Origin of the sequence: Lawsonibacter faecis (assembly GCF_014287675.1) — a bacterium.
Lineage (GTDB): Bacteria > Bacillota > Clostridia > Oscillospirales > Oscillospiraceae > Pseudoflavonifractor > Pseudoflavonifractor faecis.
Genome location: NZ_JACOPQ010000002.1, coordinates 130,361 through 150,977 on the forward strand (window position 1 = coordinate 130,361; position 20,617 = coordinate 150,977).

The 20,617-nt window shown below is 64.1% G+C and carries 20 protein-coding genes; 5 read left to right on the top strand and 15 right to left on the bottom strand.

Features of this window, described 5'->3' with window-relative positions; translation table 11 throughout:
- Positions 1-82 precede the first annotated feature (82 nt).
- Complete coding sequence (locus H8S62_RS02750) at positions 83-1,324, bottom strand: serine hydroxymethyltransferase (RefSeq protein ID WP_279233729.1); 1,242 nt, start codon at positions 1,322-1,324, stop codon at positions 83-85.
- A gap of 161 nt (positions 1,325-1,485) precedes the next feature.
- Here H8S62_RS02750 and nth point away from each other — a divergent pair, with 161 nt between their 5' ends.
- Positions 1,486-2,124, top strand: a complete 639-nt coding sequence (gene nth / locus H8S62_RS02755) for an endonuclease III (RefSeq protein WP_155146302.1) — start codon at positions 1,486-1,488, stop codon at positions 2,122-2,124.
- 72 nt (positions 2,125-2,196) lie between these two features.
- On the opposite strand, the gene H8S62_RS02760 is transcribed toward nth, so the two are convergent.
- The 4 genes from H8S62_RS02760 to H8S62_RS02775 all read right to left on the bottom strand — a co-directional run bounded on the left by H8S62_RS02760 (position 2,197) and on the right by H8S62_RS02775 (position 5,326).
- Positions 2,197-2,583: a ribosomal maturation YjgA family protein gene (locus tag H8S62_RS02760; protein ID WP_186918396.1), complete on the bottom strand. Its 387-nt coding sequence runs from the start codon at positions 2,581-2,583 to the stop codon at positions 2,197-2,199.
- A 5-nt stretch (positions 2,584-2,588) separates the two neighbouring features.
- On the bottom strand, positions 2,589-3,977 hold the full coding sequence (locus H8S62_RS02765; protein ID WP_186918397.1) for an MATE family efflux transporter: 1,389 nt from the start codon (positions 3,975-3,977) through the stop codon (positions 2,589-2,591).
- A 75-nt stretch (positions 3,978-4,052) separates the two neighbouring features.
- The gene (locus H8S62_RS02770; protein WP_186918398.1) at positions 4,053-4,844 is read right to left on the bottom strand and encodes a type III pantothenate kinase; all 792 of its coding nucleotides are present in this window, start codon (positions 4,842-4,844) and stop codon (positions 4,053-4,055) included.
- Positions 4,844-5,326 carry a metallophosphoesterase gene (locus H8S62_RS02775; protein ID WP_186918399.1) on the bottom strand — a complete coding sequence of 161 codons (483 nt, stop codon included), beginning with the start codon at positions 5,324-5,326 and terminating at the stop codon, positions 4,844-4,846. Before H8S62_RS02775 ends, H8S62_RS02770 begins: the two co-directional genes overlap by 1 nt.
- Before the next feature lie 76 nt (positions 5,327-5,402).
- Here H8S62_RS02775 and H8S62_RS02780 point away from each other — a divergent pair, with 76 nt between their 5' ends.
- The 3 genes from H8S62_RS02780 (at position 5,403) to H8S62_RS02790 (ending at position 6,686) form a co-directional block, all read left to right on the top strand.
- Entirely contained in the window at positions 5,403-5,696 is a 294-nt protein-coding gene (locus H8S62_RS02780; RefSeq protein ID WP_155146292.1) for a hypothetical protein, read from the top strand.
- Positions 5,697-5,803: 107 nt separating this feature from the next.
- On the top strand, positions 5,804-6,352 hold the full coding sequence (locus tag H8S62_RS02785) for a hypothetical protein (protein WP_186918400.1): 549 nt from the start codon (positions 5,804-5,806) through the stop codon (positions 6,350-6,352).
- Positions 6,339-6,686 (top strand): hypothetical protein, encoded by a 348-nt coding sequence (locus tag H8S62_RS02790; protein WP_243141733.1) that lies wholly within the window; start codon positions 6,339-6,341, stop codon positions 6,684-6,686. Before H8S62_RS02785 ends, H8S62_RS02790 begins: the two co-directional genes overlap by 14 nt.
- A gap of 79 nt (positions 6,687-6,765) precedes the next feature.
- Here H8S62_RS02790 and H8S62_RS02795 read toward each other — a convergent pair whose 3' ends face one another.
- The 4 genes from H8S62_RS02795 to trpS form a co-directional block, all read right to left on the bottom strand.
- Positions 6,766-7,542 carry a hypothetical protein gene (locus H8S62_RS02795; protein WP_155146287.1) on the bottom strand — a complete coding sequence of 259 codons (777 nt, stop codon included), beginning with the start codon at positions 7,540-7,542 and terminating at the stop codon, positions 6,766-6,768.
- 532 nt (positions 7,543-8,074) lie between these two features.
- Complete coding sequence (gene wecB / locus H8S62_RS02800; RefSeq protein WP_155146286.1) at positions 8,075-9,223, bottom strand: non-hydrolyzing UDP-N-acetylglucosamine 2-epimerase; 1,149 nt, start codon at positions 9,221-9,223, stop codon at positions 8,075-8,077.
- Positions 9,220-10,323 (bottom strand): MraY family glycosyltransferase, encoded by a 1,104-nt coding sequence (locus tag H8S62_RS02805; protein ID WP_155146284.1) that lies wholly within the window; start codon positions 10,321-10,323, stop codon positions 9,220-9,222. The genes wecB and H8S62_RS02805 overlap by 4 nt, the downstream gene beginning before the upstream one ends.
- 89 nt (positions 10,324-10,412) lie before the next feature.
- Entirely contained in the window at positions 10,413-11,414 is a 1,002-nt protein-coding gene (trpS, locus tag H8S62_RS02810) for a tryptophan--tRNA ligase (protein WP_155146282.1), read from the bottom strand.
- A gap of 347 nt (positions 11,415-11,761) precedes the next feature.
- Between trpS and gltX the strand changes: the two genes are divergently transcribed.
- Positions 11,762-13,228 (top strand): glutamate--tRNA ligase, encoded by a 1,467-nt coding sequence (gene gltX, locus H8S62_RS02815; RefSeq protein WP_243255314.1) that lies wholly within the window; start codon positions 11,762-11,764, stop codon positions 13,226-13,228.
- A gap of 124 nt (positions 13,229-13,352) precedes the next feature.
- Here gltX and H8S62_RS02820 read toward each other — a convergent pair whose 3' ends face one another.
- The 6 genes from H8S62_RS02820 to H8S62_RS02845 form a co-directional block, all read right to left on the bottom strand.
- The gene (locus tag H8S62_RS02820; protein ID WP_155146278.1) at positions 13,353-13,535 is read right to left on the bottom strand and encodes a hypothetical protein; all 183 of its coding nucleotides are present in this window, start codon (positions 13,533-13,535) and stop codon (positions 13,353-13,355) included.
- A 348-nt stretch (positions 13,536-13,883) separates the two neighbouring features.
- Positions 13,884-15,032, bottom strand: a complete 1,149-nt coding sequence (locus tag H8S62_RS02825; RefSeq protein WP_186918402.1) for an S-layer homology domain-containing protein — start codon at positions 15,030-15,032, stop codon at positions 13,884-13,886.
- A gap of 150 nt (positions 15,033-15,182) precedes the next feature.
- Positions 15,183-15,815, bottom strand: a complete 633-nt coding sequence (locus H8S62_RS02830) for a redox-sensing transcriptional repressor Rex (protein WP_155146274.1) — start codon at positions 15,813-15,815, stop codon at positions 15,183-15,185.
- A 204-nt stretch (positions 15,816-16,019) separates the two neighbouring features.
- Positions 16,020-17,318 (bottom strand): purine-cytosine permease family protein, encoded by a 1,299-nt coding sequence (locus H8S62_RS02835; RefSeq protein ID WP_186918403.1) that lies wholly within the window; start codon positions 17,316-17,318, stop codon positions 16,020-16,022.
- Between the two features lie 201 nt (positions 17,319-17,519).
- Complete coding sequence (locus tag H8S62_RS02840) at positions 17,520-19,112, bottom strand: L-aspartate oxidase (RefSeq protein ID WP_186918404.1); 1,593 nt, start codon at positions 19,110-19,112, stop codon at positions 17,520-17,522.
- Positions 19,113-19,323: 211 nt separating this feature from the next.
- The gene (locus H8S62_RS02845; RefSeq protein WP_155146268.1) at positions 19,324-20,505 is read right to left on the bottom strand and encodes an iron-containing alcohol dehydrogenase; all 1,182 of its coding nucleotides are present in this window, start codon (positions 20,503-20,505) and stop codon (positions 19,324-19,326) included.
- Positions 20,506-20,617: the final 112 nt, after the last annotated feature.

Consider the following 20,617-nt stretch of genomic DNA (forward strand, 5'->3'; position numbering starts at 1 on the left):
TTATTATTTATATTGACATCTTTTTCTGCCGAGGATAGAATAAGAGCGCCGGCCAGAAAGCCGGCGCTCTTATCAAAGCGGTTTAATCGTATAGGGGGTGCTTCCCGGTCAGCTCGGCCACGGCGGCGCGGATGGCGTCCGCACTGCCCTCGAAGTCGGTGGCGGCCCGCCAGATGCAGGAGGCGATGACCTTCATATCCTCCTCCACAAAGCCCCGGCTGGTGGCGGCGGGGGTGCCGATGCGCACGCCGCTGGTGACGAAGGGCTTCTCAGGGTCGTTGGGGATGGCGTTTTTGTTGACGGTGATGTTCACCTCGTCCAGGCGGTGCTCCAGCTCCTTGCCGGTGACGCCGGCCTTGCGCAGATCCACCAGCATCATGTGGTTGTCGGTGCCGCCGGAGACCAGATCGAAGCCCTCGGCCAGCAGGGCGTCGGCCAGGGTCCTGGCGTTTTTCAGGATCTGCTCCTGATAGGTCTTGAACTCGGGCTTCATGGCCTCGCCCAGGGCCACCGCCTTGGCGGCGATGATGTGCTCCAGGGGTCCGCCCTGGCTGCCGGGGAAGATGCCGGAGTCAATCTTCTTGGCCAGCTCCTCCTTGCAGAGGATCATGCCGCCCCGGGGGCCGCGGAGGGTCTTATGGGTGGTGGTGCTCACCACGTCGGCGTAGGGCACGGGGTTGGGGTGCAGCCCCACGGCCACCAGGCCGGCCACATGGGCCATATCCACAAATAAGTACGCGCCAACCTCGTGGGCGATGTCGGCAAAGGCCTTGTAGTCGATGAAGCGGGGGTAGGCGGAGGCGCCGGCGATGATCATTCTGGGCCTGCACTGACGGGCCACGTCCCGCAGCTGGTCGTAGTCGATGAAGCCCTTCTCATCCAGGCCGTAGGCCACCATCTTATAATTCTTGCCGGAGAAGTTTACGGGAGAGCCATGGGTCAGGTGGCCGCCGTTGGAGAGGTCCATGCCCAGCACCGTGTCGCCCAGGCCGCAGAGGGCCTGATAGACGGCGTAGTTGGCGTTGGCGCCGCTGTGGGGCTGGACGTTGGCGTGGTCCGCGCCGAAGAGCTTGCAGGCCCGGTCCCGGGCGATGTTCTCCACCACGTCCACGCACTGGCAGCCGCCGTAGTAGCGCTTGCCGGGATAGCCCTCGGCGTACTTATTGGTCAGCACCGTGGCGGCGGCGGCCAGGACGGCCTCGCTCACAAAGTTTTCAGAGGCGATAAGCTCAATGTTGCGGCGCTGGCGGTCGTACTCGTCCCGGACGGCCTTCCCCACCTCCGGGTCTTGCGCGGCCAGAAATTCCATGATATCCTTGACCATGACGTTCTCCCCCTAATCATATCGTTCAGTTGTTGGGCGGAAGCATCTTCCACCGACTCATTATATCGGAAACTTCCAACAATTACAATCTTCTTTTCAGGTAAAAAGAAAAAAAGGCTGTTATTTATTTAACATTTAAGACAGAAGGGCGGATGATACCAATGAAGAAAAAAAAGGATGTTCTGGCCATTGTGGAGGCGCTGAAGGAGGCCTATCCCGAGGCGGTCTGTTCCCTGGATTATGCAAAGCCCTACGAGCTGATGTTCGCCACCCGCCTGGCCGCCCAGTGCACCGACGAGCGGGTGAACAAGGTGACGCCCGGACTCTACGGCCGCTTCCCCACCCTGGAGGCCCTGGCCGAAGCGGATGTGAGCGAGGTGGAGGAGTATATCCACTCCACCGGCTTCTTCCGGGCCAAGGCCCGGGACATCGTGGCCGCGTCCCGGATGCTGCTGGAGGAGTACGGCGGCGTGGTGCCCGACAATATGGAGGATCTGCTCCGGCTGCCCGGCGTGGGCCGGAAGACGGCCAACCTGATTCTGGGCGACGTGTACCACAAGCCCGGCGTGGTGGTGGCGGACACCCACTGCATCCGCCTCTCCGGCCGGCTGGGCCTCTCCGACGGCACCAAGGACCCGGCCAAGGTGGAGGAGCAGCTGCGCAAAATCCTGCCCCCCGAGGAGTCCAACGACTTCTGCCACCGGCTGGTCCTCCACGGACGGGCCGTGTGCATGGCCCGCGGCCCGGAGTGCGAAGGCTGCACCCTGCGCCCCTGGTGCGATTTCTATACCAAGCAGTGAAATACCCCCGGCGGCGCAGTCCAAGGACTGCCCGCCGGGGGTATTTTTCCGCAGGGACCTGATATCGCTGCGTTACAGCGGCCTTCTTCCGCATATCAGCCGCTCCGCGGCGAAGATGAGCGCGCCGCCGGCCAGATAGCAGAGGATATCCTTCCAGTCGAAAACGCTTCCCAGCACAATACGCAAAAGGCGGTTCTTCCCAAGCCCAAGCCGCTCCACAAGGCGAAAATACTGGGAAAACTCGACCAGAACCGCAAACAGTGTGACATAGAGGGGCAAAAGCGGCGCGCCCCGGGGCAGAAACACCCGCACAAGCGCGTAAACCACCGCCACAACCAGCACGTCCCCCAGGTAGGGGCGGACGAAATCGTCGTGGACGAAGAGGGCGATGAGCACCTCCACCGCCAGCAGGGCGGCAAAGAGGGCCCCGTAACAGATGCGCGCGCACTGGTTCTTCATACCGGCTACTCCACCCGGATCGTCTGCCCGGCCACCACGCATTTATCCTTCCAGCGGCCCCGGAGATAGACCACCCCGGTGATGGCGAAGCCCACCAGCCACCCGATGAGGTAGGACCAGTAGAGATTGCCCGGCGCGCCGGGGAACATCCAGGCCAGCAGATAGGCCGCCGGGACCCGGGCGCCCCAGAGGGCGATGATGGAGGAGATCATGGGCACCACCGTGCTGCCCGCGCCCCGCAGGACGCTGTTGAGGGTGAACTGGGCGGCCAGGACGAACATGGGGCTGAGCACCCGGACGAGGTAGTCCTCCCCCGCCAGCACCACCGCCGGGTCCTGGTTGAAGAGCATCAGCAGCTCTCGGCGCAGGGGCACCACGACGGCGCTGATGGCCGCGCAGACCGCCACGCTGAGGACCAGGGCGCTTCGGGTGCCGTGCTTCACCCGGTCCAGCCGCCCGGCGCCCACGTTCTGCCCCACGAAGGTGGTGACCGCCACGGCGAAGGACTGAATGGGCATGAAGGCGAAGGAGTCGATTTTGTTGGCGGCGGCGAATCCGGCGGCGAAGTCGGACCCGAAGCCGTTGATCAGGGCCTGCATCAGAATGATGGCCACGGAGAACTGGCACTGCTGGACGCCGGAGGGCACGCCCAGGCGGACGAGCTGCCGGAGCAGGTCCCGGTCCACCTTAAAACTGAAGATACGGATATGGATGTAGCTGTACTTGCGGTTGATGTAGGCCACGCCGAAAATCCAGGAGCAGAACTGGGCGATGATGGTGGCGAAGGCCACGCCGAACACCCCCCAGGAGAAGACCAGCACAAATACCAGGTCCAGGATGATGTTGATGACGCAGGCGACGGCCAGGAAGATCAGCGGGGTCTTGCTGTCCCCCAGGCCCTGCATGATGCCGGTGTTCACGTTATAGCCGAAGGTGCCGATGAGCCCCGCGAAGACCACCAGGCAGTAGACCCGGGCGTCCTCAAAGGCCTCGGCGGGCACGTTGGTGAGGCGGAGCATGGGGACCGTCACCAGAAGGCCCAGCAGGGTCAGGGGCAGGATGACGATTATCATGCCCGCGCAGATGGTGTTGACCGTGCGGCTCACCTGCTCCCGGTCCCCGGCGCCGATGTACTGGGCGATCATGATGGTGGCGCCCATGCTCAGGCCGATGAAGAGGGAGGAGAGCAGGAACACGATGGGAAAGCCCACGCTGACGGCGGTCAGCGCGTCCTTGCCCACGAAATTGCCCACCACCATGGAGTCCACCATGTTGTACATCTGCTGCAGGACGTTTCCCAGCAGCAGCGGCAGCGAAAAGGTCGCCAGCAGCCCCAGGGGCCTGCCCTGGGTCATGTCGATGGAGCCGTGCTCCCTCCTTTGAATCGTACTCAAAAAATCCCTCTTTCCTCTTCCCTGTCTCTCTGTCTGCCGGAGCTGTGCGGGAGCGGGCGGCGCGGCGAACCGTCCCTACAGGCCGGAGGCGGTCCGCTCTTTATGCCGGTTGTAGGTGATGCGCAGGCCGTCCAGGACCAGGCGGCTGTCCACAATGTCGATCATGGGCGTGTTCTGGGCCACCATCCGGGAGAGGCCGCCGGTGGCGACCACCTTGACCGCGTCCCCGTAGCCCATCTCCGCCTTGGCACGGCGGATCAGATACTCCATGGAGCCGATATAGCCCCCCACGGCGCCGGCCTGTATCTGGCTGACTGCTGTACAGCCCAATACCTTGTCAGGCATGGCAAGCTCAACATTGGGCAGGTTGGCCGTCTTCTGAAACAGGGCCTCGGTGGAGATGCGCACGCCGGCGGTGATGCAGCCGCCCATATACGCCCCGCCCTCGCTCAGGGCGTCCACGGTGGTGGCGGTACCGAAGTCCAGCACCACCAGGGGCGCGCCGTATTTCTCAATGGCGGCCACGCAGGCCATCGCCCGGTCGGCGCCCAGACGCTCGTCGCCGGGCACGCCGTAGGGCAGGCCGGGGTCCACCCCGTCGTCCACCACGAGGGGGATTTTGTCAAAGTACTTGATGACCGCGTTGGTGAGGGAATGCATCACCGGCGGGGCGACGGAGGCGATGATCACGTCCTCCACGGCGATGCTCTCCAAACCGAAGCGGCGGAAATACTCGCAGGCCAGCAGCCCGATCTCGTCCGACGTGCGGTTCACGTCGGTTTTGAGGCGGAAGCTGCCCAGCAGCTCCTCCCCGTTGAATATGCCAAACACCATATTGGTGTTGCCCACATCGATGACGACCAGCATCAGCCCATCCTCCCGTCATTCAGCTCCGCCGTGCGGCAGTACGTCTTTCCCTCCGTGAGGGAGATTACCCCGTAGGTGGGGCGGAACCCGCCCCGGCAGGAGCCGGGGTTTAAAATCCAGAGCCCGTCGTAAAAGTCGCAGAGGGGCTCGTGGGTGTGGCCGAAGAGCAGAATATCCGCCCCCGCCTCCCGGGCGGCCAGCACCGCCGTGCCGATGCCCGCCTTCACGCTGTAGATATGGCCGTGGGTCATCAGAATCCGGCGGCCCTCCGCCTCCAGGAGCTTTTTGACGCTCAGCTCCATAGAATAGTCACAGTTGCCCGGCACCATATCCAGGGGAATTTCCGGAAACCGCCCGGCCAGGGACACGGCGTCCCGCACCATGTCGCCCAGGTGGAGAATGCGGTCGGGCCGCTCCCGCTCCACCGCCGCGCACATATTTGACGTATTCCCGTGGGAATCGGAAAAAACCAATAGCTTCATTTTGCGCACCTTATTTCCTGTCGGCCATATAATGAGATTGAAGAAACACACATACAATGCTATGGAGGTATTCGCTATGCAGACTCCGAAATCCAATCTGGATGCCCTGATGAAAACGCCCCAGGGGGCCGTCATCGCCAAGCACAAGGACGAAATAATGGGCCTGATGCAGTCCAGCGACGCCCAGAAGCTCATGGAGATGCTCAACAAGAGCGCCGGCGGCGGCCTCAAGGGCGCGGCCGACGCGGCGATGAAGGGGGACACCTCCCAGCTCATGGATCTCATGGGCAGGGTGATGAGCAGCAAGGAGGGCGCCGAGGTGGTGGGCCGCATCAACAAGGCCGTGCCCAAGGACGCGAATCAGAAATAGGAACGGGCGCGGCAGCCGGGGCCGGCCGGGACGGGCAGGCGCCCGCCGGCCACCCCCTATCGCTTACTGCCTGTTAAAGATTTCCTCAGCAAAAGGAGGCGAGGGCCGTGGCCGAGCTGGAAGAAAAGTTGAACGCCATCCTGGGCAATCCAGAGGCCATGGGACAGATTGTCTCCATCGCCAAGGCCCTCACCGGCGAAAACGGCGCCGGTGCGCCGGCGTCCGCGGACGCGCCCGGGGAGCCGCAGCCGGAATACATACCCGTGGAGACCGCTCCTGCGGCTGAAGCGGTTCCCGGAGCGCCCCAGGCAGCGCCGGCGGAGAGCGCCGCTCAGCCGGACTGGGGGGCCATTATGTCCCTCCTGTCCGGCCTGTCGGGCGGCAGCCAGAGCGCGCAGCCCGGCCCGGCGGCCTCCAGCCCCCTGGGGGCCCTGGGCGATTTGGACCCCAGACTCATCCAGACCGCCGTGACCCTATTTTCCGAGTACAGCGCCACCGATGATCGGAAGATCGCCCTGCTGGCGGCGCTGAAGCCCTTTTTGAAGGAAGAGCGCTACGCCAAAATGGACCGGGCCATTCAAATCGCCAAGCTCTCGCGGGTGATCCGCGTGGCCTTCCAGCTCTTCAAAAAGGAGGGGCAAGATGGCGATGTATAACCGTTATATCCCCGCCGAAGGGGGCTATACCCGGATTGTGGAGGAGGACGCGCCCCCCTTCCACCCGCCGGAGGACCATCCCGGCCCCCACGCGGAGCCGGAGCGCCGGGAGCCGAAACCGGACTTCACCCCCCCGGAGCCGGAACAGGCGCCGGAGGCCCCCGCTGAAAAAAAGCCCGGCGGCATCTCCTCCCTGCTCAAGGGGCTGAAGCTGGACGATTTGGACACCGGGGACATTCTGCTCCTTCTCATCATCCTGTTTCTCTTCCTGGACGGGGACGATATTGAGCTGATTATTACGCTGGGGCTTCTGCTCGTGCTGGGGCTGGACTGAGGGGGACGGTAAAAGGGAAAACGCCGACCGGTCAGGGAGCCAAGGGCCGGCCCGCGGGGAGGCGTTTCAACTTCTGCCTTCAGCTTTTGATCTCGTGCAGCACGGAGCCGTCCGGCAGGGCGAAGCTCACGCCGGGGGGAACCGGCATCTCCACCTGCTCTGCGGTCATGGTGAGGACCGCCTCCTCCCCCTTCATGGTCTCGGCCGCCACCAGAAGCCCGCTGGACACCGAGACCCAGTACCGCTCCCGGTTGCCCACCTCGTTCTCAGCCACCTCCACATAGATGCAGGAGGAGCCGTTTTTCTCCTCATAGCCCGTGGCGGTGATGGACTTGGCGTCCAGGCCCAGCACGTCCTCATAGGTGGGGATGCGCTGGGCCAGATTGGCGTCCCGATCCCCCACGTCCCACTCGTTCCAGGTGCGGTCGCCCTCAAACCATCGATACCCCCTGCCGCCGCCCACAACGGTGTACTCCACCACGCCGTTGGGCCAGGTAGATTCCACCTTGGTCCAGCCGTGGTCCACCCACACCCTGCTCACGGTCTCCCCCAGCGTCCCGTCCCCCCGGGCGGTGCCCACGGTGATGGTGCGGTAGTAGCTCTCCGGCTGGAGCGGGACCATGGTGCGGATCACGTCCTGCACGGTCTGGGGCGTCACATCCACCCGGACATAGCGGCCGGTATCGTCGGGCTGGTCCTCCCCGCCGGGGGACTCCACAGGGCCGGCGGAGGGGTCGGGCAGAGAAATCTCCGGCGTGCCCGGCGCGAAGAGGTTCAGGCCAAAGCTGGAGAAGACGGCCGCCACAATCACGATTGCGATGAGCACGACAAAAAGCGTACGGTTTTTACCCTCCATGGCCGATACCTCCTTTGGGCGTTGGGTTGGTGGGGACAGACGGTACGCGGGGCGCCTGCCGATTGATGTCCTCTACAAGACAGACCGCCGGAAACGGCGGTCTCAGGCTGTCGGAAAAGTCCCATGGGACTTTTCCGACAGAAAACTGCATGACGGATAAGGGCTCGATTTCTTGGGTAAAAGTCACCCCATCCGTCATAAGAAGTGTCATTTTTAAGGCGCATGTCCCAAGAAATAACGAATCTTCATTTAACCGCGCCGTCCGCGGACAGCGCAGCTCTGCGAGGCTTGCTCTGCGGAGGTTTTTTCGAGAGGCTGAGACCGCCGGAAACGGCGGTCTCAGCCTGCATTTAAAACGCCTCCGGCGGGTCGCTGCGCAATCCGAACCTCCACTCAATGGCGCGGGAGCGCGCTCACGCGGGGACCCCCTGTTATTTCATCTGCCGGGGCAACTGAATTGCCCCGGCATCAAGGTTTTGGCCCGCGGGCCAAAACGCTTGGCGCCGACGCCATCCGGACAGCCTCACGGATTTTACGCTCCAAACTCCTCCGGCGGGTCGCTGCGCAATCCAAACCTCCACTCAATGGCGTCGGCGATGCGGCGGCAGGCGAAGCCGTCGCCGTAGGGGTTTACCGCGCGGGCCATGGCGGCATAGGCGGAGGGGTCCTCCAGAAGGGCGGAGGCCAGGGCGAAGATATCCTCTTCCCCGGTGCCGGCTATCTTCACCGTGCCCGCCTCCACCGCCTCGGGCCGCTCGGTCTCCCGCCGGAGGACCAGCACGGGCCGCCCAAGGGCGGGCGCCTCCTCCTGGAGGCCGCCGGAGTCGGTCATGACCAGATAGCAACGGGCCATCAGGTTGTGCATCTCATCGGCGGAGAGGGGATCGATGAGGTGGATGCGGCCGTGGCCCGAGAGGTGCTTCCCGGCCGCCTCCCGCACCACGGGGGAGAGATGGACGGGATAGACCAGCTCCACATCGGGGAAGGCGTCGGCGATGCGGCGCAGGGCGGTCATGATATTCGCCATGGGCGCCCCGTAATTCTCCCGCCGGTGGCAGGTGACAAGGACAATTTTCCGGCCCGTATAATCCAGCTCATTGAGGAGCCCGGTTGCAAAGTGATAATCCTTTACAACCGTTGTCTTCAATGCGTCGATGACGGTATTGCCCGTGACGAACACGCCGTCGGCGATGCCCTCCCGCTCCAGGTTGGCCCGGTTGGCCGCCGTGGGGCAGAAATGGAGGTCCGCAATATCCCCCACCAGCTTGCGGTTCATCTCCTCCGGGTAGGGGGAGTACTTGTCCCAGGTGCGCAGGCCCGCCTCCACATGGCCCACTGCGGTCTGCTGGTAGAAGGCCGCCAGTGCGCCGGCGAAGGTGGTGGAGGTGTCCCCGTGGACCAGCACCAGGTCGGGCCCGGCCTCCTGGAAGACCTTTTCCAGGCCCAGCAGGCACTTGGTGGTGATGGTGGACAGAGTCTGGCGGGGCTCCATGATGTTCAGGTCGAAATCGGGCTTGATGCCGAAGATATCCAGCACCGAGTCCAGCATCTCCCGGTGCTGGGCGGTGACGCAGCAGAGGGACTCCAGGGTCTCCCTGCCCTCCAGCTCCTTCACCAGGGGGGCCATCTTGATGGCCTCGGGCCGGGTGCCGAAGATGGTCATAACGCGCACGCGCTTCATTCCCCGTCCTCCTTCCCGTCCCCGGAGGGCCTGTCCTCCGGGACGGCGCCGTTCTTTTTCTCGTTGTTGTGCAGGAAAATGCGCCCGGCCACCGCGCCCGCGGCGCACAGGGCCAGCAGGAGGAGCATGGCCTTCTCCGGCCCGCCGGTGGTGAGCACCACGGCGGACAGGCCCAGAATGGCGCTGATGATATAGAGCACGGCCACCGCCTGCTTCTGGGAGAAGCCCATGTCGATGAGCCGGTGGTGGACGTGGCTGCGGTCGGCGTGCATGGGACTCTGCCCGTGGGCGATGCGGCGGATGAAGGCGAAGGCCGTGTCGAAAATCGGCAGGCCCAGCATGAGGAAGGGCACCACGAAGGAGATGATTGTATAGAGCTTGAAGAGCCCCTGGACCGAAATCACCGCCAGGACGAAGCCCAGGAAGGTGGACCCGGTATCCCCCATGAAGATTTTCGCCGGGTTCAGGTTATAGGGCAGGAAGCCCAGGCAGCCACCCACCAGGGCCGCCACCAGGAAGGCCACCTGGGGCTCCCCCACCACCAGGGCGATGACCAGCAGCGTCATGGAGCTGATGGTGGTCACGCCGCAGGCCAGGCCGTCCAGGCCGTCGATGAGGTTGACGGCATTGGTGATGGCCACAATCCAGATGACCGTCACGGGGTAGGCCAGCCAGCCCAGGTCCCAGTACGGATTGGAGGAGAAGACGTTGGGATTGGAGATAATCTGGATGATATTCCCCGAGCAGACCGCAATCAGGGCGGCGACGATCTGCACCACGAATTTGAAGGAGGCCCGCAGGGAGTAAATGTCGTCAAAAATGCCCAGCACCACGATGATTACCGCGCCCAGGAGCATTCCCCGGAGCTGAGGGGTGATCTGCACGAAGACCAGCGCGCTGATGAGAAAGCCCAGGAAAATGGCCAGCCCGCCCATGCGGGGGATGGGGTGGTCGTGCATCCGGCGGTTGTCCTTGGGCACGTCCACCGCGCCCACCTTCTGGGCCAGGACCTTCACCACCGGAGTGAGAATAAAAGCGACAATCAGCGCCACGCCCAGCGCGGCGGCCACCATGCCTATTTTTTGGAGTTCCACGTTCATGCCTTTTATGACTCCTATCCTATTTCGCCTTTGCGGGAATGCGGGCGGCGGGGACGGCGCCCCGCCCAGCACAGGGTATCCGAACCCGGCTACCTGGGCAGAAAGCCCACCTTCTTATAGACCTTGCGCAGGGTCTTTTCAGCGATATAGGACGCCTTCTCCGCGCCGGCGCGGTAGACCCCCTCCAGGTAGCCCTTGTCTGCCAGGAGGCGCTCGGTCTCCTCGCGGATGGGGCGCAGGGTCTCCACGACCGCCTCGCCCACGGCGCTCTTGAATGCGCCGTACCCCTTGCCCTCGAACTCGGCCTCCACCGCCTCAAAGCTCCTGCCGACGGCGGCGGCGTAGATCTGAATCAGGTTGGACACGCCCGGCTTCTCCTGGGGGGCGAAGCGGACGCAGCGCTCCGTGTCGCTGTCGGTGACGGCCCGCTTGAACTTGCGCAGAATGTCCTCGGGCTTCTCCATCAGGAAGACGCAGCCCTCGGGCATGGATTTGCTCATCTTGCTCTCGGGCTGGTTCAGGCTCATAATACGGGCGCCAACTTTGGCGATATAGGGCTCGGGGACCTTGAGCACGTCGCCATAGATTCCGTCGAACCGCTCGGCCACGTTCCGGCACAGCTCCACATGCTGCTTCTGGTCCTCGCCCACAGGCACGAAGTCGGGCTGGTAGAGCAGGATGTCGGCGGCCATGAGGGCGGGGTAGGTAAAGAGGCCGGCATTGATATTGTCGGCGTTCTTGGCGGATTTGTCCTTAAACTGGGTCATGCGGGAGAGCTCGCCGAACATGGTGTAGCAGTCCAGCACCCATGCAAGCTGGCTGTGGGCAGGCACATGGGACTGGATAAAGAGGACGCACTTCTCCGGGTCAAGACCGCAGGCAATATAGTTGGCCAGGAGCATCAGAGTGCGGCGGCGCAGCTGCGCCGGGTCCTGGCGGACGGTGATGGTGTGCTGGTCAGCCAGAAAGAAGTAACAGTCAAACTCCTCAATCATATCGGGCCAATGGCGCAGAGGCCCCAGATAGTTGCCCAGATGCAGATCGCCGCTGGGCTGAATGCCGGAGACCATGACCTTTTTTGTACTTTCCATATCAAACACCTCAATAAAATAACAGCGCGGACATGATGAATCATGTCCCCAGGGTGTATCTGAAAATTCGGGGTGGTGCGGGTTTCGGGCGAAAAGGGCGTCATACAAGCCGTTTTTTTGCAGGAATCCCGGGTGGATTCCGACGAAAAACGGCGCGGCAGGCCGCGGTTTCCGCCGAAAGACGCGCCGCCTGGACTTTTCAGATACACCCTACGGGCGTAATTTCCCATATTGGTGTATCATATCACATCCCATGCCGCTTGACAAGTTTTACCCACAGCTTTAGAATGGTATGCACTGAACAGTTATTGGAGGAATCACCTTTGGATAAAACATGGTTTGACGACATGGAGGCGCGCATCCCCAGAGGAGAGGTGCGGACCCGCTTCGCCCCCTCCCCCACCGGCTATATGCACATCGGCAACCTGCGCACCGCCCTGTACACCTGGCTTATCGCCCGGCACCAGGGGGGAAAATTCATCCTGCGCATCGAGGACACCGACCAGGAGCGCTTTGTGGAGGGCGCCACCGAGGTCATCTACAAGACCCTGCGCCAGTGCGGCCTCGACTGGGATGAGGGTCCCGACCTGGGCGGCCCCGTGGGGCCCTACGTCCAGACCGAGCGGCGGGACCTCTACGGCAGATACGCCGAGCTGCTCATCGAGCGGGGCCACGCCTACCGCTGCTTCTGCACCAAGGAGCGGCTGGACAGCCTCCACGGCGAGGACGGCCTGGGCGGATACGACGGCTGCTGCCGGAAGCTCTCCGCTGCTGAGATAGACGAAAAACTGGCGGCGGGAGTTCCCTACGTCATCCGGCAGAAAATCCCCGCGGAGGGACAGACCACCTTCCACGACGTGGTCTTCGGCGACATCACGGTGGAGAACGCCACCCTGGACGACCAGGTGCTCATCAAGTCCGACGGCCTGCCCACCTACAATTTCGCCAACGTGGTGGACGACCACCTGATGGGCATCACCCACGTGGTGCGGGGCAGCGAGTACCTCTCCTCCGCGCCCAAGTACAACCTGCTGTACGAGGGCTTCGGCTGGGCCGTGCCCACCTACGTCCACTGCTCCCCCGTCATGCGGGACGCGCACAACAAGATGAGCAAGCGCCACGGCGACCCCTCCTACCAGGACCTCATTGCCCAGGGCTATCTGTCCGAGGCGGTGGAGAACTACGTGACCCTGCTGGGCTGGTCCCCCCGGGGCGAGTACGCCGAGCGGGAGTTCTTCACGCTGAGCGAGCTGGCGGAAATTTTCGACATCGGCGGCATCTCCAAGTCCCCGGCGGTCTTCGACATTGAAAAGCTCAGGTATTTTAACGCCAACTACCTGCGCTCCATGTCCCCCGAGGACTTCTACGCGGGGGCGGAGTCCTATCTGCGGGAGGCCGTCAGGACCCCCGGCATCGACCTCAGGCTCATCGCGCCCCTGGTACAGCCCCGCTGCGACACCTGGCTGGACATCGCGCCCCAGGTGGACTTCTTCGACGCGCTGCGGTCGTACTCCAATGAGCTCTACTGCCACAAGAAGATGAAGACCGACGAGGCCAACTCCCTGGAGGCCTTAAAGCTGGTCCTCCCCGTGCTGGAGGGGCTGGGCGAGTGGAGCTACGACGCCATCCACGACGCCCTCATCGGCCTGGCGGAGCAAAACGGGCTGAAGAACGGCCGGATTATGTGGCCGGTGCGCACCGCTCTCTCGGGCAAGGCGGTCACCCCCGGCGGGGCTGTGGAAATTTGCCATATTCTCGGCAGGGACGAGACCCTGCGCCGCATCCGCAGGGGGATGGAACAGCTGGGCGGTTAAGCGGAACAACAGGCTGACAAAAGCCCTCCGCATAGAAAGCCCCGTGGGGCTTCTTTGACAAGCGGCAACAGGCCGGAGCTTTCGCTCCGGCCTGTTGTTTATGTTGTAGGCCTATCGGCAGGGCTTAGCAGCCGCAGCCGGTGTTGCAGCCGCCGCAGTTGTTGTTGCAGCCACAGCCGCAGCCGCAGTTGTTGCCGCCCCAGCTGCCGCCGCCGCAGCAGCAGCACAGAATGATGATGAGGATAATGATCCACAGGCAGCCGCCGCCGCCCCAACCGCCGAAACCGCCGTTATTGCAGCACCCCATAATGAAGTACCTCCTGAATTGAAATGGAGAACCGCAGCCGGTGCGCCCTGCGCCTCCCTCGCGGTCTCACTTCATACTATGCCGGGCCCGACGGTTGGTGCGAGGCGGTGTAAAAGAAAATCCGCTGGGACGCTCCGGCGGTGAGACGGCGCAGAGCGCCGCCGGCGTCCGCGTATGCGGGTCTGATGCGCTGCGCAGAGCGCCCCCGTCCGGCAATGCCGGACGGGGGCGCTCTGCGTTTGCAGGATATTCATTTGATTCCGCCGCCTGCGGACGGCGTGGCTCTGCGTGGCGCTCTCTGCGGAGGGGTTTTTGACAGTCCGAACTCGCCCATTATCTCGATGCTTCTTACCCCAGGCGCTGCACCGTCACGGCGTCGCGGACCGCCTTCACCCGGGCGGCGTCCAGGGCGCCGGCGGCGGTGAGCTTGCCCAGGAGGGTCCCGCCCGCCTTGGTTTTGGCGTCCAGGGAGTAATAGGAGACATAGGCCACCTGGGCCCGGAGAAAGTCGCTGCCGGTCAGCATGTTCTGCTCCCCGGCGGTGAGGACGCCCAGCTCCACACTGCGGGAGAGTGCGCTGCTCCAGGTGAAGTCGGGGCTGTCCCCGCTGTCCTGATAGCCCAGGGCCCGGAGGACGAAGGTGAGATACTCCCCGGCGGTGATGGTCTTCAGCGGGGCGAAGTAGAGTTCGGCGGTATCCGCGCCCACGCCCTTGGTATAGCCCTTGGCATAGGCGTAAGTCACATAGCCCTTACACCAGTCGGCCACGTCCACGAAGGGACAGGGCTCGGAGCAGGCCAGGGCCTCGTCCTCCTCGCCGATGAGACGCAGAAACAGGATCAGGCCCTCAATGCGGGCGGGGGCCCGCTCCAGCTCATAACCCCCGCCGTAGGCCACGTCGCTGCCCTTGAACATCCCCATATCCCCGAGGGCCGCGGCCAGGGCGTTGTAGTCGGCGGCGTTGCTCCCGGTGACGGCGTAGAATCCCTGGGGGGCCAGCACTGCCGTATCGGAGGTGACCGTAACGCTGCACAGGGTATCCTCGGCGGCCAGATAGCGGTGGCGGACGGCCAGCGCGCCGCCCTGGGGAAGCTCGGTCCCCTCGGTGGCGTCCACCACGCCGCCCCCCTCGTAGGAGACGGCGGCGGTCCCGGCCAGCAGCATCACGCTGGACCCGGTGTCGATGGTGATTACGTCGCCCCGCTTAAAGCGCTGCTCGGCAAAGGAGGCGGCGTAGCCGCCCTCCCCCGACAGCGCCCCGGCCCGGGCCAGCAGCAGGTCCGCCCGGGCCTTCAGCCGGGCGGAGGCGTCGCCGTAGGTCTTGCCCAGCCCGGACTCCGCCTTCTCCCCAGCCGTCTTCACGGTGGCGGGAATATACGTATTGTCGATATAGCTCCGGGAGATGAGCGGGTCGGAGGAGGTCCCCCCCGCCGCCAGTGCGGCCACGCTCCCGACCAGGATTAGCCCGGCAAGAATACCGGCTGCGAGTCTTCTCATGTAAATATGTGCTGCTCCTCTCGTATGCCGCCGGGAGTCCGGCGGCCCAAGCGCTTTGCCCCGGGCAAAACCTTGACGCCGGCGGAATTCACTCTCGCCGGCAGATGAATGTAAGGGGGCCGAACGATGCGCCCGCATCGGTTGGGGAAATCACTCCGTGTCCGAAATCATATAGCTCAGTGCCAGCAGGCTGTCGGCGAAGTGGACGTTCTCAATGACGATATTGTCCTCTTTCAGCTCCAGCTCCATATTGGTGAAATTCCAGATGCCCCGCACGCCGCAGGCCACCAGACGCTCGGCCATGATGCCCGCCACCTTGCCGGGCACCGTGAGCACGCCCACGCTGGCGGGATACTCCGCCAGATAGTTCTCAAGCTGCGCCGTATCGCGGATGACCACGCCGCCGATCTGGGTGCCGACGATGCTGGGGGCCACGTCGAATGCGGCGGAGAGCACAAAGCCGTTCTTTTCAAAGTGGAAATTCTCAATCAGGGCACGGCCCAGGTTGCCCGCGCCCAGAATGACCGCGTTGTGGTTGCGGTTCATACCCAGAATCTCCGCGATCTCCCCCTGTAGTTTCTCCACATTGTAGCCGTATCCCTGCTGGCCGAACTCTCCGAAGCAGGACAGGTCCTGCCGGATCTGGGAGGCGGTCAGGCCCATGGACTTGCCCAGGGCGCTGGAGGAGATGCGTACCGTTCCGGTCTGGAGCAGATCGTTCAGGTGGCGGAAGTACCGGGGCAGGCGGCGGATGACTGCGCTGGACACTTTCTGTTTTTTCATTCTAATCACACTCGATTGCTCAAAGTAATGAAAACTTGCCTTCCTAAGATTCTATCAGTTTATCCTAACAAAGCGCTCCTGTCAATTTTTTTCACAAATAAATTTTCTGCCCGCCTGACAAAAAATTCTCCCCCGCCGCTTGAACACTCGTCAAAAAGGTCCCCGCTTCCTGTGGTTTCCACAGAAAGCGGGGACCTTTATCGCTTAAAGCTTGTTCAGCGACTTGTCCAGCAGCTTGCTCAGCACCACGTAGAACACGATGGTGACGACCATGCCGATGATGGAGGAGATGAAGAAGTTGGCCTGGAGGGCCGCATAGCCGGCCACGCCGCCGGCGGCCCAGGAGATCAGGGCCAGCCAGTTCACCTTGCGGTTCTCCTTGCTCTTCTTCACGAAGAACCACTCGCCCACGATGAGGCCGGGGATGGGCGGCAGCAGCACGGAGAGGGCCTGGGTCACGGGCAGGAGGAACTTGGTGGCGCCGAAGGCCGCGAAGATGGCGGCTGCGGCGGCCACGAGGATGGCCAGCAGCATATGGGGGACCTTGCCGCCCAGCTTGGTGCCCTCGAAGATGTTCTGGAGGGCGAGGCTGGCGCCGTAGATGTTGTTGTCCTGGGTGGTCCACAGGCAGAAGATGGCGCAGAAGAACACCAGCACGCCCAGGCCCAGGGCGGCGGTGGCGCCCACAAAGTTGTTCTCACGGGTGGCGGCGGCTACCATGATGCCGCACAGCTCCAGGCCGAAGAGACCCAGCATGACGGCCACGAAGGCGCCCACCGCGACGTGGGAGGCCTTCTTGGCGAAGCGGCACACGTCGGGGGTGATGATGCAGCCGAAGACCCACGCGCCGATGAAGGAGGCGGTGGCGGCGGTGAAGGTGAGGGTGGAGCCGCCCTCGGGGATGAAGGCGGTCACGTTGCCGTACCCGGCCTGCACGCCCACGGCGATGAAGCAGGCCACCGTGAGGATAATGGCGCAGGGCACGCCCAGCCAACTCACGATCTCAAGGCCCTTCATGCCGCGGATGGCGGACTGGGCCCAGAGGGCGATGACCAGCACGGAGGTGATGGCCACGGGGATGGGCCACCAGGAGAAGGTGCTCTTGATCATGTTGGAGAAGGTGTCGGAGTTCACCGCAATCCAGTTCACGGCGGAGATGGCCAGGATGATGGAGAAGATGCTGGAGGCCCGGGCGCCCAGCGCCTTACGGGACAGGAACGCGGTGGAGAGGCCGGTCTTGAAGGCCACCACGCCCAGAAGCACTGCAATGACCGCCAGGAACAGGTTGCCCACCAGGCAGGAGAGCACGGCGTCGGAGAACGCCATCTTAGAGCCCACGGTGGTGCCGGTTACGAAGTTGGAGAGAGAGATGGTGTAGCCGGCCAGAATGACAAAGATGCTGCCGCCCTTTTTGCGCTGACTCTCCGGGACCTGCTCAAATGCGTACTCGTATGCGTCTCCCGCCGAGGATTTTGCTTGCTTGGTCTCAGGTTCGTTTGCCATAACGATTCCTCCTCAAATACTATCTATAATAGTAAATCGGTAGGGTGCTTTCCCTCTCTCAAAGAAGCATCCGCCGGTCTACGCAAATCAAAGGCCGCCGAACGGGGCCGGGCCTGAGTCCGCCTGTTGGCAACGCCTTTCATCTCGCGCTCTGCGCGAGATGAAAAAAAGCAATTGCTTTTTTGGCGGTATGCGGTTTTATCAGTCGATAAAAATACTGCGGGCCTGGGCGGGGTCCTGGTTTGGGTAGTCGGTGCGGTAGTGGCAGCCGCGGCTCTCGGTGCGGCGGAGGGCCGCACCGGTGACCAGGCGGCCCAGCTCAATGAGCTGCTCCAGCCGCCGCCTTTGCAGGGTCTGGGCGAAGTCTCCCGTGGGATAGCCGGAAACCTCCGCGGCAAGCGCTTCCAGAGCGCTCAGGCCCCGGTTCAGGCCGTCGGCGCTGCGCAGGATGCCGTCGTACCGCCAGAGTACCTCCTTGACCCGGGCCTCGCCCTGCGTCAGGGCGGCGTCCAGCTCCGGGCTGTGGGGGCGGTCCTGCTCCCCGAGGGCGGATGCCGTGCGGCAGTCCGGGACGCGGGAAGCATAGGCGCGGCCCTTGGCCTCCTGCGCGGCGGCCCGGCCCGCGATGCTGCCGAAGACCACGTTCTCGGTCAGGGCGGTGGCCCCCAGGCGGTTTGCGCCGTGGATGCCGCCGGTGACCTCGCCCACGGCGAAGAGGCCCTCCACCCCGGTGCGGCAGTCCTCGTCGATGGCGACGCCGCCGCAGGAGAAATGGGTGGCCGGGACCACCTCGATGAGGTCCCGGGACGGATGGATGCCCGCGGCCATGAGCTGAGGCGCGAAGCCGAAGCTCTCCAGCATGGCCTTCTCTGGGATGTGCCGGGCGTCCAGCCATACGCCGCCGTGGGGCGTGCCCCTCCCCGCCGCCAGCTCGCTGGCGATGGCGATGGACAGCACGTCCCGGGTGGCGCACTCCATGAACTCCGGGTCGTACCGGGACATGAAGCGCTCCATTTCGCTGTTGAGGAGGTACGCCCCCTCGCCCCGGAGGGTGTCGTTCACCAGGCGGCCCTTCAGGTGGGCGGGCCAGGCGAAGGTGGTGGGCATGCACTGGATGAACTCCAGGTCCCTCAGGCGGCAGCCCGCCTCACGGGCCAGCATGTAGCCCTCGCCGGTGAGGCCGGGGACGTTGGTGGTGTTCTCATAGAGGGCGGCCATGCCGCCGGTGGCCAGGACCACGGCCCCGGCGGAGATGAGCAGGGGCTTCCCCTCTGCGTCCATCCCCGCCGCGCCCACGACGCGGCCGTTCTCCTTCAAAAGCTCGGTAATCAGAGCGTTTTTGAGTATATGTACCCCCTGGGTCCGGGCCCGCTGGAGCATGACGCGCCAGGCGTCCCCTCCCCTGCCCTGGGCGCAGCGGAGGGAGCGGGGATGGGTGTGCCCGCCGGAGCGGAAGCGGCGCAGGGTCCCGTCCTCCCGGCGGTAGAACTCCACGCCCCAGCTCTCCACCTTTTCGATGGCGGCGGGGGCCTCCCGGGCCAGGCGGGTGAGGAGGGACACGTCGGCCAGGCCCGCGCCGCTGCGCAGGGCATCCTCCACAAACGTCTCCACAGAGTCCTCCCCCGCGCCCTCCAGTACCACCGCGAAGCCGCCGGCGGCGATGGCGGTGCAGTTGCCCCCCGGCTTGGACACCAGCGTCACCGCGGCGCCTGCCTCAGCCGCCGCCAGCGCGCTGCACAGACCCGCGCCGCCGCCGCCGATGACCAGCACGTCGGTTTGAATCGTCGTCTCCAATCACCATGCCCCCTTCCAACTACGCGGCCTGCGGCAGGCCACATATCAATGCAACGAAAGCCGGAAGCGGAATATCCGCCCCGCGTCCACAGCGGCGCGGGCGCCGCCGTCCGTCTTTTGTCTTTTTGTTCACAATCTTGTGATGATTTTAGCACATTTCACAAAACTCTTCAATAGAGTCAGCTGCTTTTTGTCATACTTTTATTGTTTGCTAATGATTCGCTTGCAAATAAATTTCATATAATTCCGGTTCCCGAAGAGGTTGGAAACGGCCCACCACCCGGCTGCCGCAGTAGGAGCACCGCCGGGCCAGCTCGCGGAGCGTCTCATCGCTCTGCACGCCCATCTCCGCCTGGCTGAAGCAGACGGGCATCCCCAGCTCCCGGAAATAGCCCTCAACCGCGGCGATGGCCGCGGCGGCGCAGGCGGCGTCGTCCTCCCGGGCAAGGCCCCAGACGTTCCGGCCGAACCGGGCGAAGCGGGCGGGGCCGCTCCCGACGACATACCGCGCCCAGGCGGGCCACATGATGCTCAGGCTCTCGCCGTGGGGGATGTCGAACATGCCGGAGAGCTCGTGCCCCAGGGCGTGGGGCGAGAAGTCCTTGGGCTGGCCCAGGCCGGTGAGGCCGTTGTGGGAGAGGCTGCCGCACCACATAATCTCGCTGCGGGCCTTGTAGTCCGCCGGGTCGGCCATGGCGGCCCGTCCGTACTCCACTGTGGTGCGCAGCAGGGCCTCGGCCACCGCGTCGGTGAAGGCGTTGTCGGTGTCCACGCTGAAATAGCGGTCCATGGTGTGCATCATGATATCCGCAATGCCGCAGGCCGTCTGCCGGGGCGGCAGGGTGCAGGTGAGGGCCGGGTTCATGATGGCGAACTGGGGCTTGTTGCGCTCCGAGCCGAGGCCCCGCTTCTCCCCCGTGGCCTCGTTGGTCAGCACCGCCGAGTCGGAGGTCTCGCTCCCCGCCGCGGCGATGGTGAGCACCGAGCCCTTGGGCAGGCTGGCGGTCACCTCGGCCCTGCCCAGGTAGTAGTCCCAGATGGGCGTCCCGGGCCGGGCCAGTCCGTGGGCCACCGCCTTGGCGGTATCCAGGACGCTGCCGCCCCCCACCGCCAGCACAAAGTCGAAGCCCGCGTCCCTGTGCCCGTCCACCGTCTGCTGGGCAAAGCCCAGCAGGGGGTTGGGCCTTATACCGCCGACGGCCTCCCACTCCAGCCCCGCGCCGCTGAGGGAGCCGGTCACCCGGCCGAGCAGGCCGCTCTTCACGGCGCTGCCGCCGCCGTAGAGCACCAGCACCTTATGCCCGCCCTCCCGGCGGACCGCCTCCCCCGCCTGCAGCTCCGTGTCCCTGCCGAAAATCACTTTCGTGGGGACGTGATAGGTAAAATCGTTCATTGTCCGCGCTCCTTTTCCATGGTTATTGTCAAGTCGAATCTATCTTAGCACATTTACAGCCGTTTTCAAACAGAGGACCGGACGCTCCCGGGCAGCGCACCACTTCCCCGCG

Coding starts and splice junctions, on each gene's coding strand:
- trpS (WP_155146282.1), bottom strand. CDS start 11,414: ATGGAAAGTACAAAAAAGGTCATGGTCTCCGGCATTCAGCCCAGCGGC.
- H8S62_RS02825 (WP_186918402.1), bottom strand. CDS start 15,032: ATGAGAAGACTCGCAGCCGGTATTCTTGCCGGGCTAATCCTGGTCGGG.
- H8S62_RS02795 (WP_155146287.1), bottom strand. CDS start 7,542: ATGGAGGGTAAAAACCGTACGCTTTTTGTCGTGCTCATCGCAATCGTG.
- nth (WP_155146302.1), top strand. CDS start 1,486: ATGAAGAAAAAAAAGGATGTTCTGGCCATTGTGGAGGCGCTGAAGGAG.
- H8S62_RS02775 (WP_186918399.1), bottom strand. CDS start 5,326: ATGAAGCTATTGGTTTTTTCCGATTCCCACGGGAATACGTCAAATATG.
- H8S62_RS02790 (WP_243141733.1), top strand. CDS start 6,339: ATGGCGATGTATAACCGTTATATCCCCGCCGAAGGGGGCTATACCCGG.
- H8S62_RS02770 (WP_186918398.1), bottom strand. CDS start 4,844: ATGCTGGTCGTCATCGATGTGGGCAACACCAATATGGTGTTTGGCATA.
- gltX (WP_243255314.1), top strand. CDS start 11,762: ATGGAGGCGCGCATCCCCAGAGGAGAGGTGCGGACCCGCTTCGCCCCC.
- H8S62_RS02760 (WP_186918396.1), bottom strand. CDS start 2,583: ATGAAGAACCAGTGCGCGCGCATCTGTTACGGGGCCCTCTTTGCCGCC.
- H8S62_RS02805 (WP_155146284.1), bottom strand. CDS start 10,323: ATGAACGTGGAACTCCAAAAAATAGGCATGGTGGCCGCCGCGCTGGGC.
- H8S62_RS02750 (WP_279233729.1), bottom strand. CDS start 1,324: ATGGTCAAGGATATCATGGAATTTCTGGCCGCGCAAGACCCGGAGGTG.
- wecB (WP_155146286.1), bottom strand. CDS start 9,223: ATGAAGCGCGTGCGCGTTATGACCATCTTCGGCACCCGGCCCGAGGCC.
- H8S62_RS02830 (WP_155146274.1), bottom strand. CDS start 15,815: ATGAAAAAACAGAAAGTGTCCAGCGCAGTCATCCGCCGCCTGCCCCGG.
- H8S62_RS02820 (WP_155146278.1), bottom strand. CDS start 13,535: ATGGGGTGCTGCAATAACGGCGGTTTCGGCGGTTGGGGCGGCGGCGGC.
- H8S62_RS02835 (WP_186918403.1), bottom strand. CDS start 17,318: ATGGCAAACGAACCTGAGACCAAGCAAGCAAAATCCTCGGCGGGAGAC.
- H8S62_RS02845 (WP_155146268.1), bottom strand. CDS start 20,505: ATGAACGATTTTACCTATCACGTCCCCACGAAAGTGATTTTCGGCAGG.
- H8S62_RS02780 (WP_155146292.1), top strand. CDS start 5,403: ATGCAGACTCCGAAATCCAATCTGGATGCCCTGATGAAAACGCCCCAG.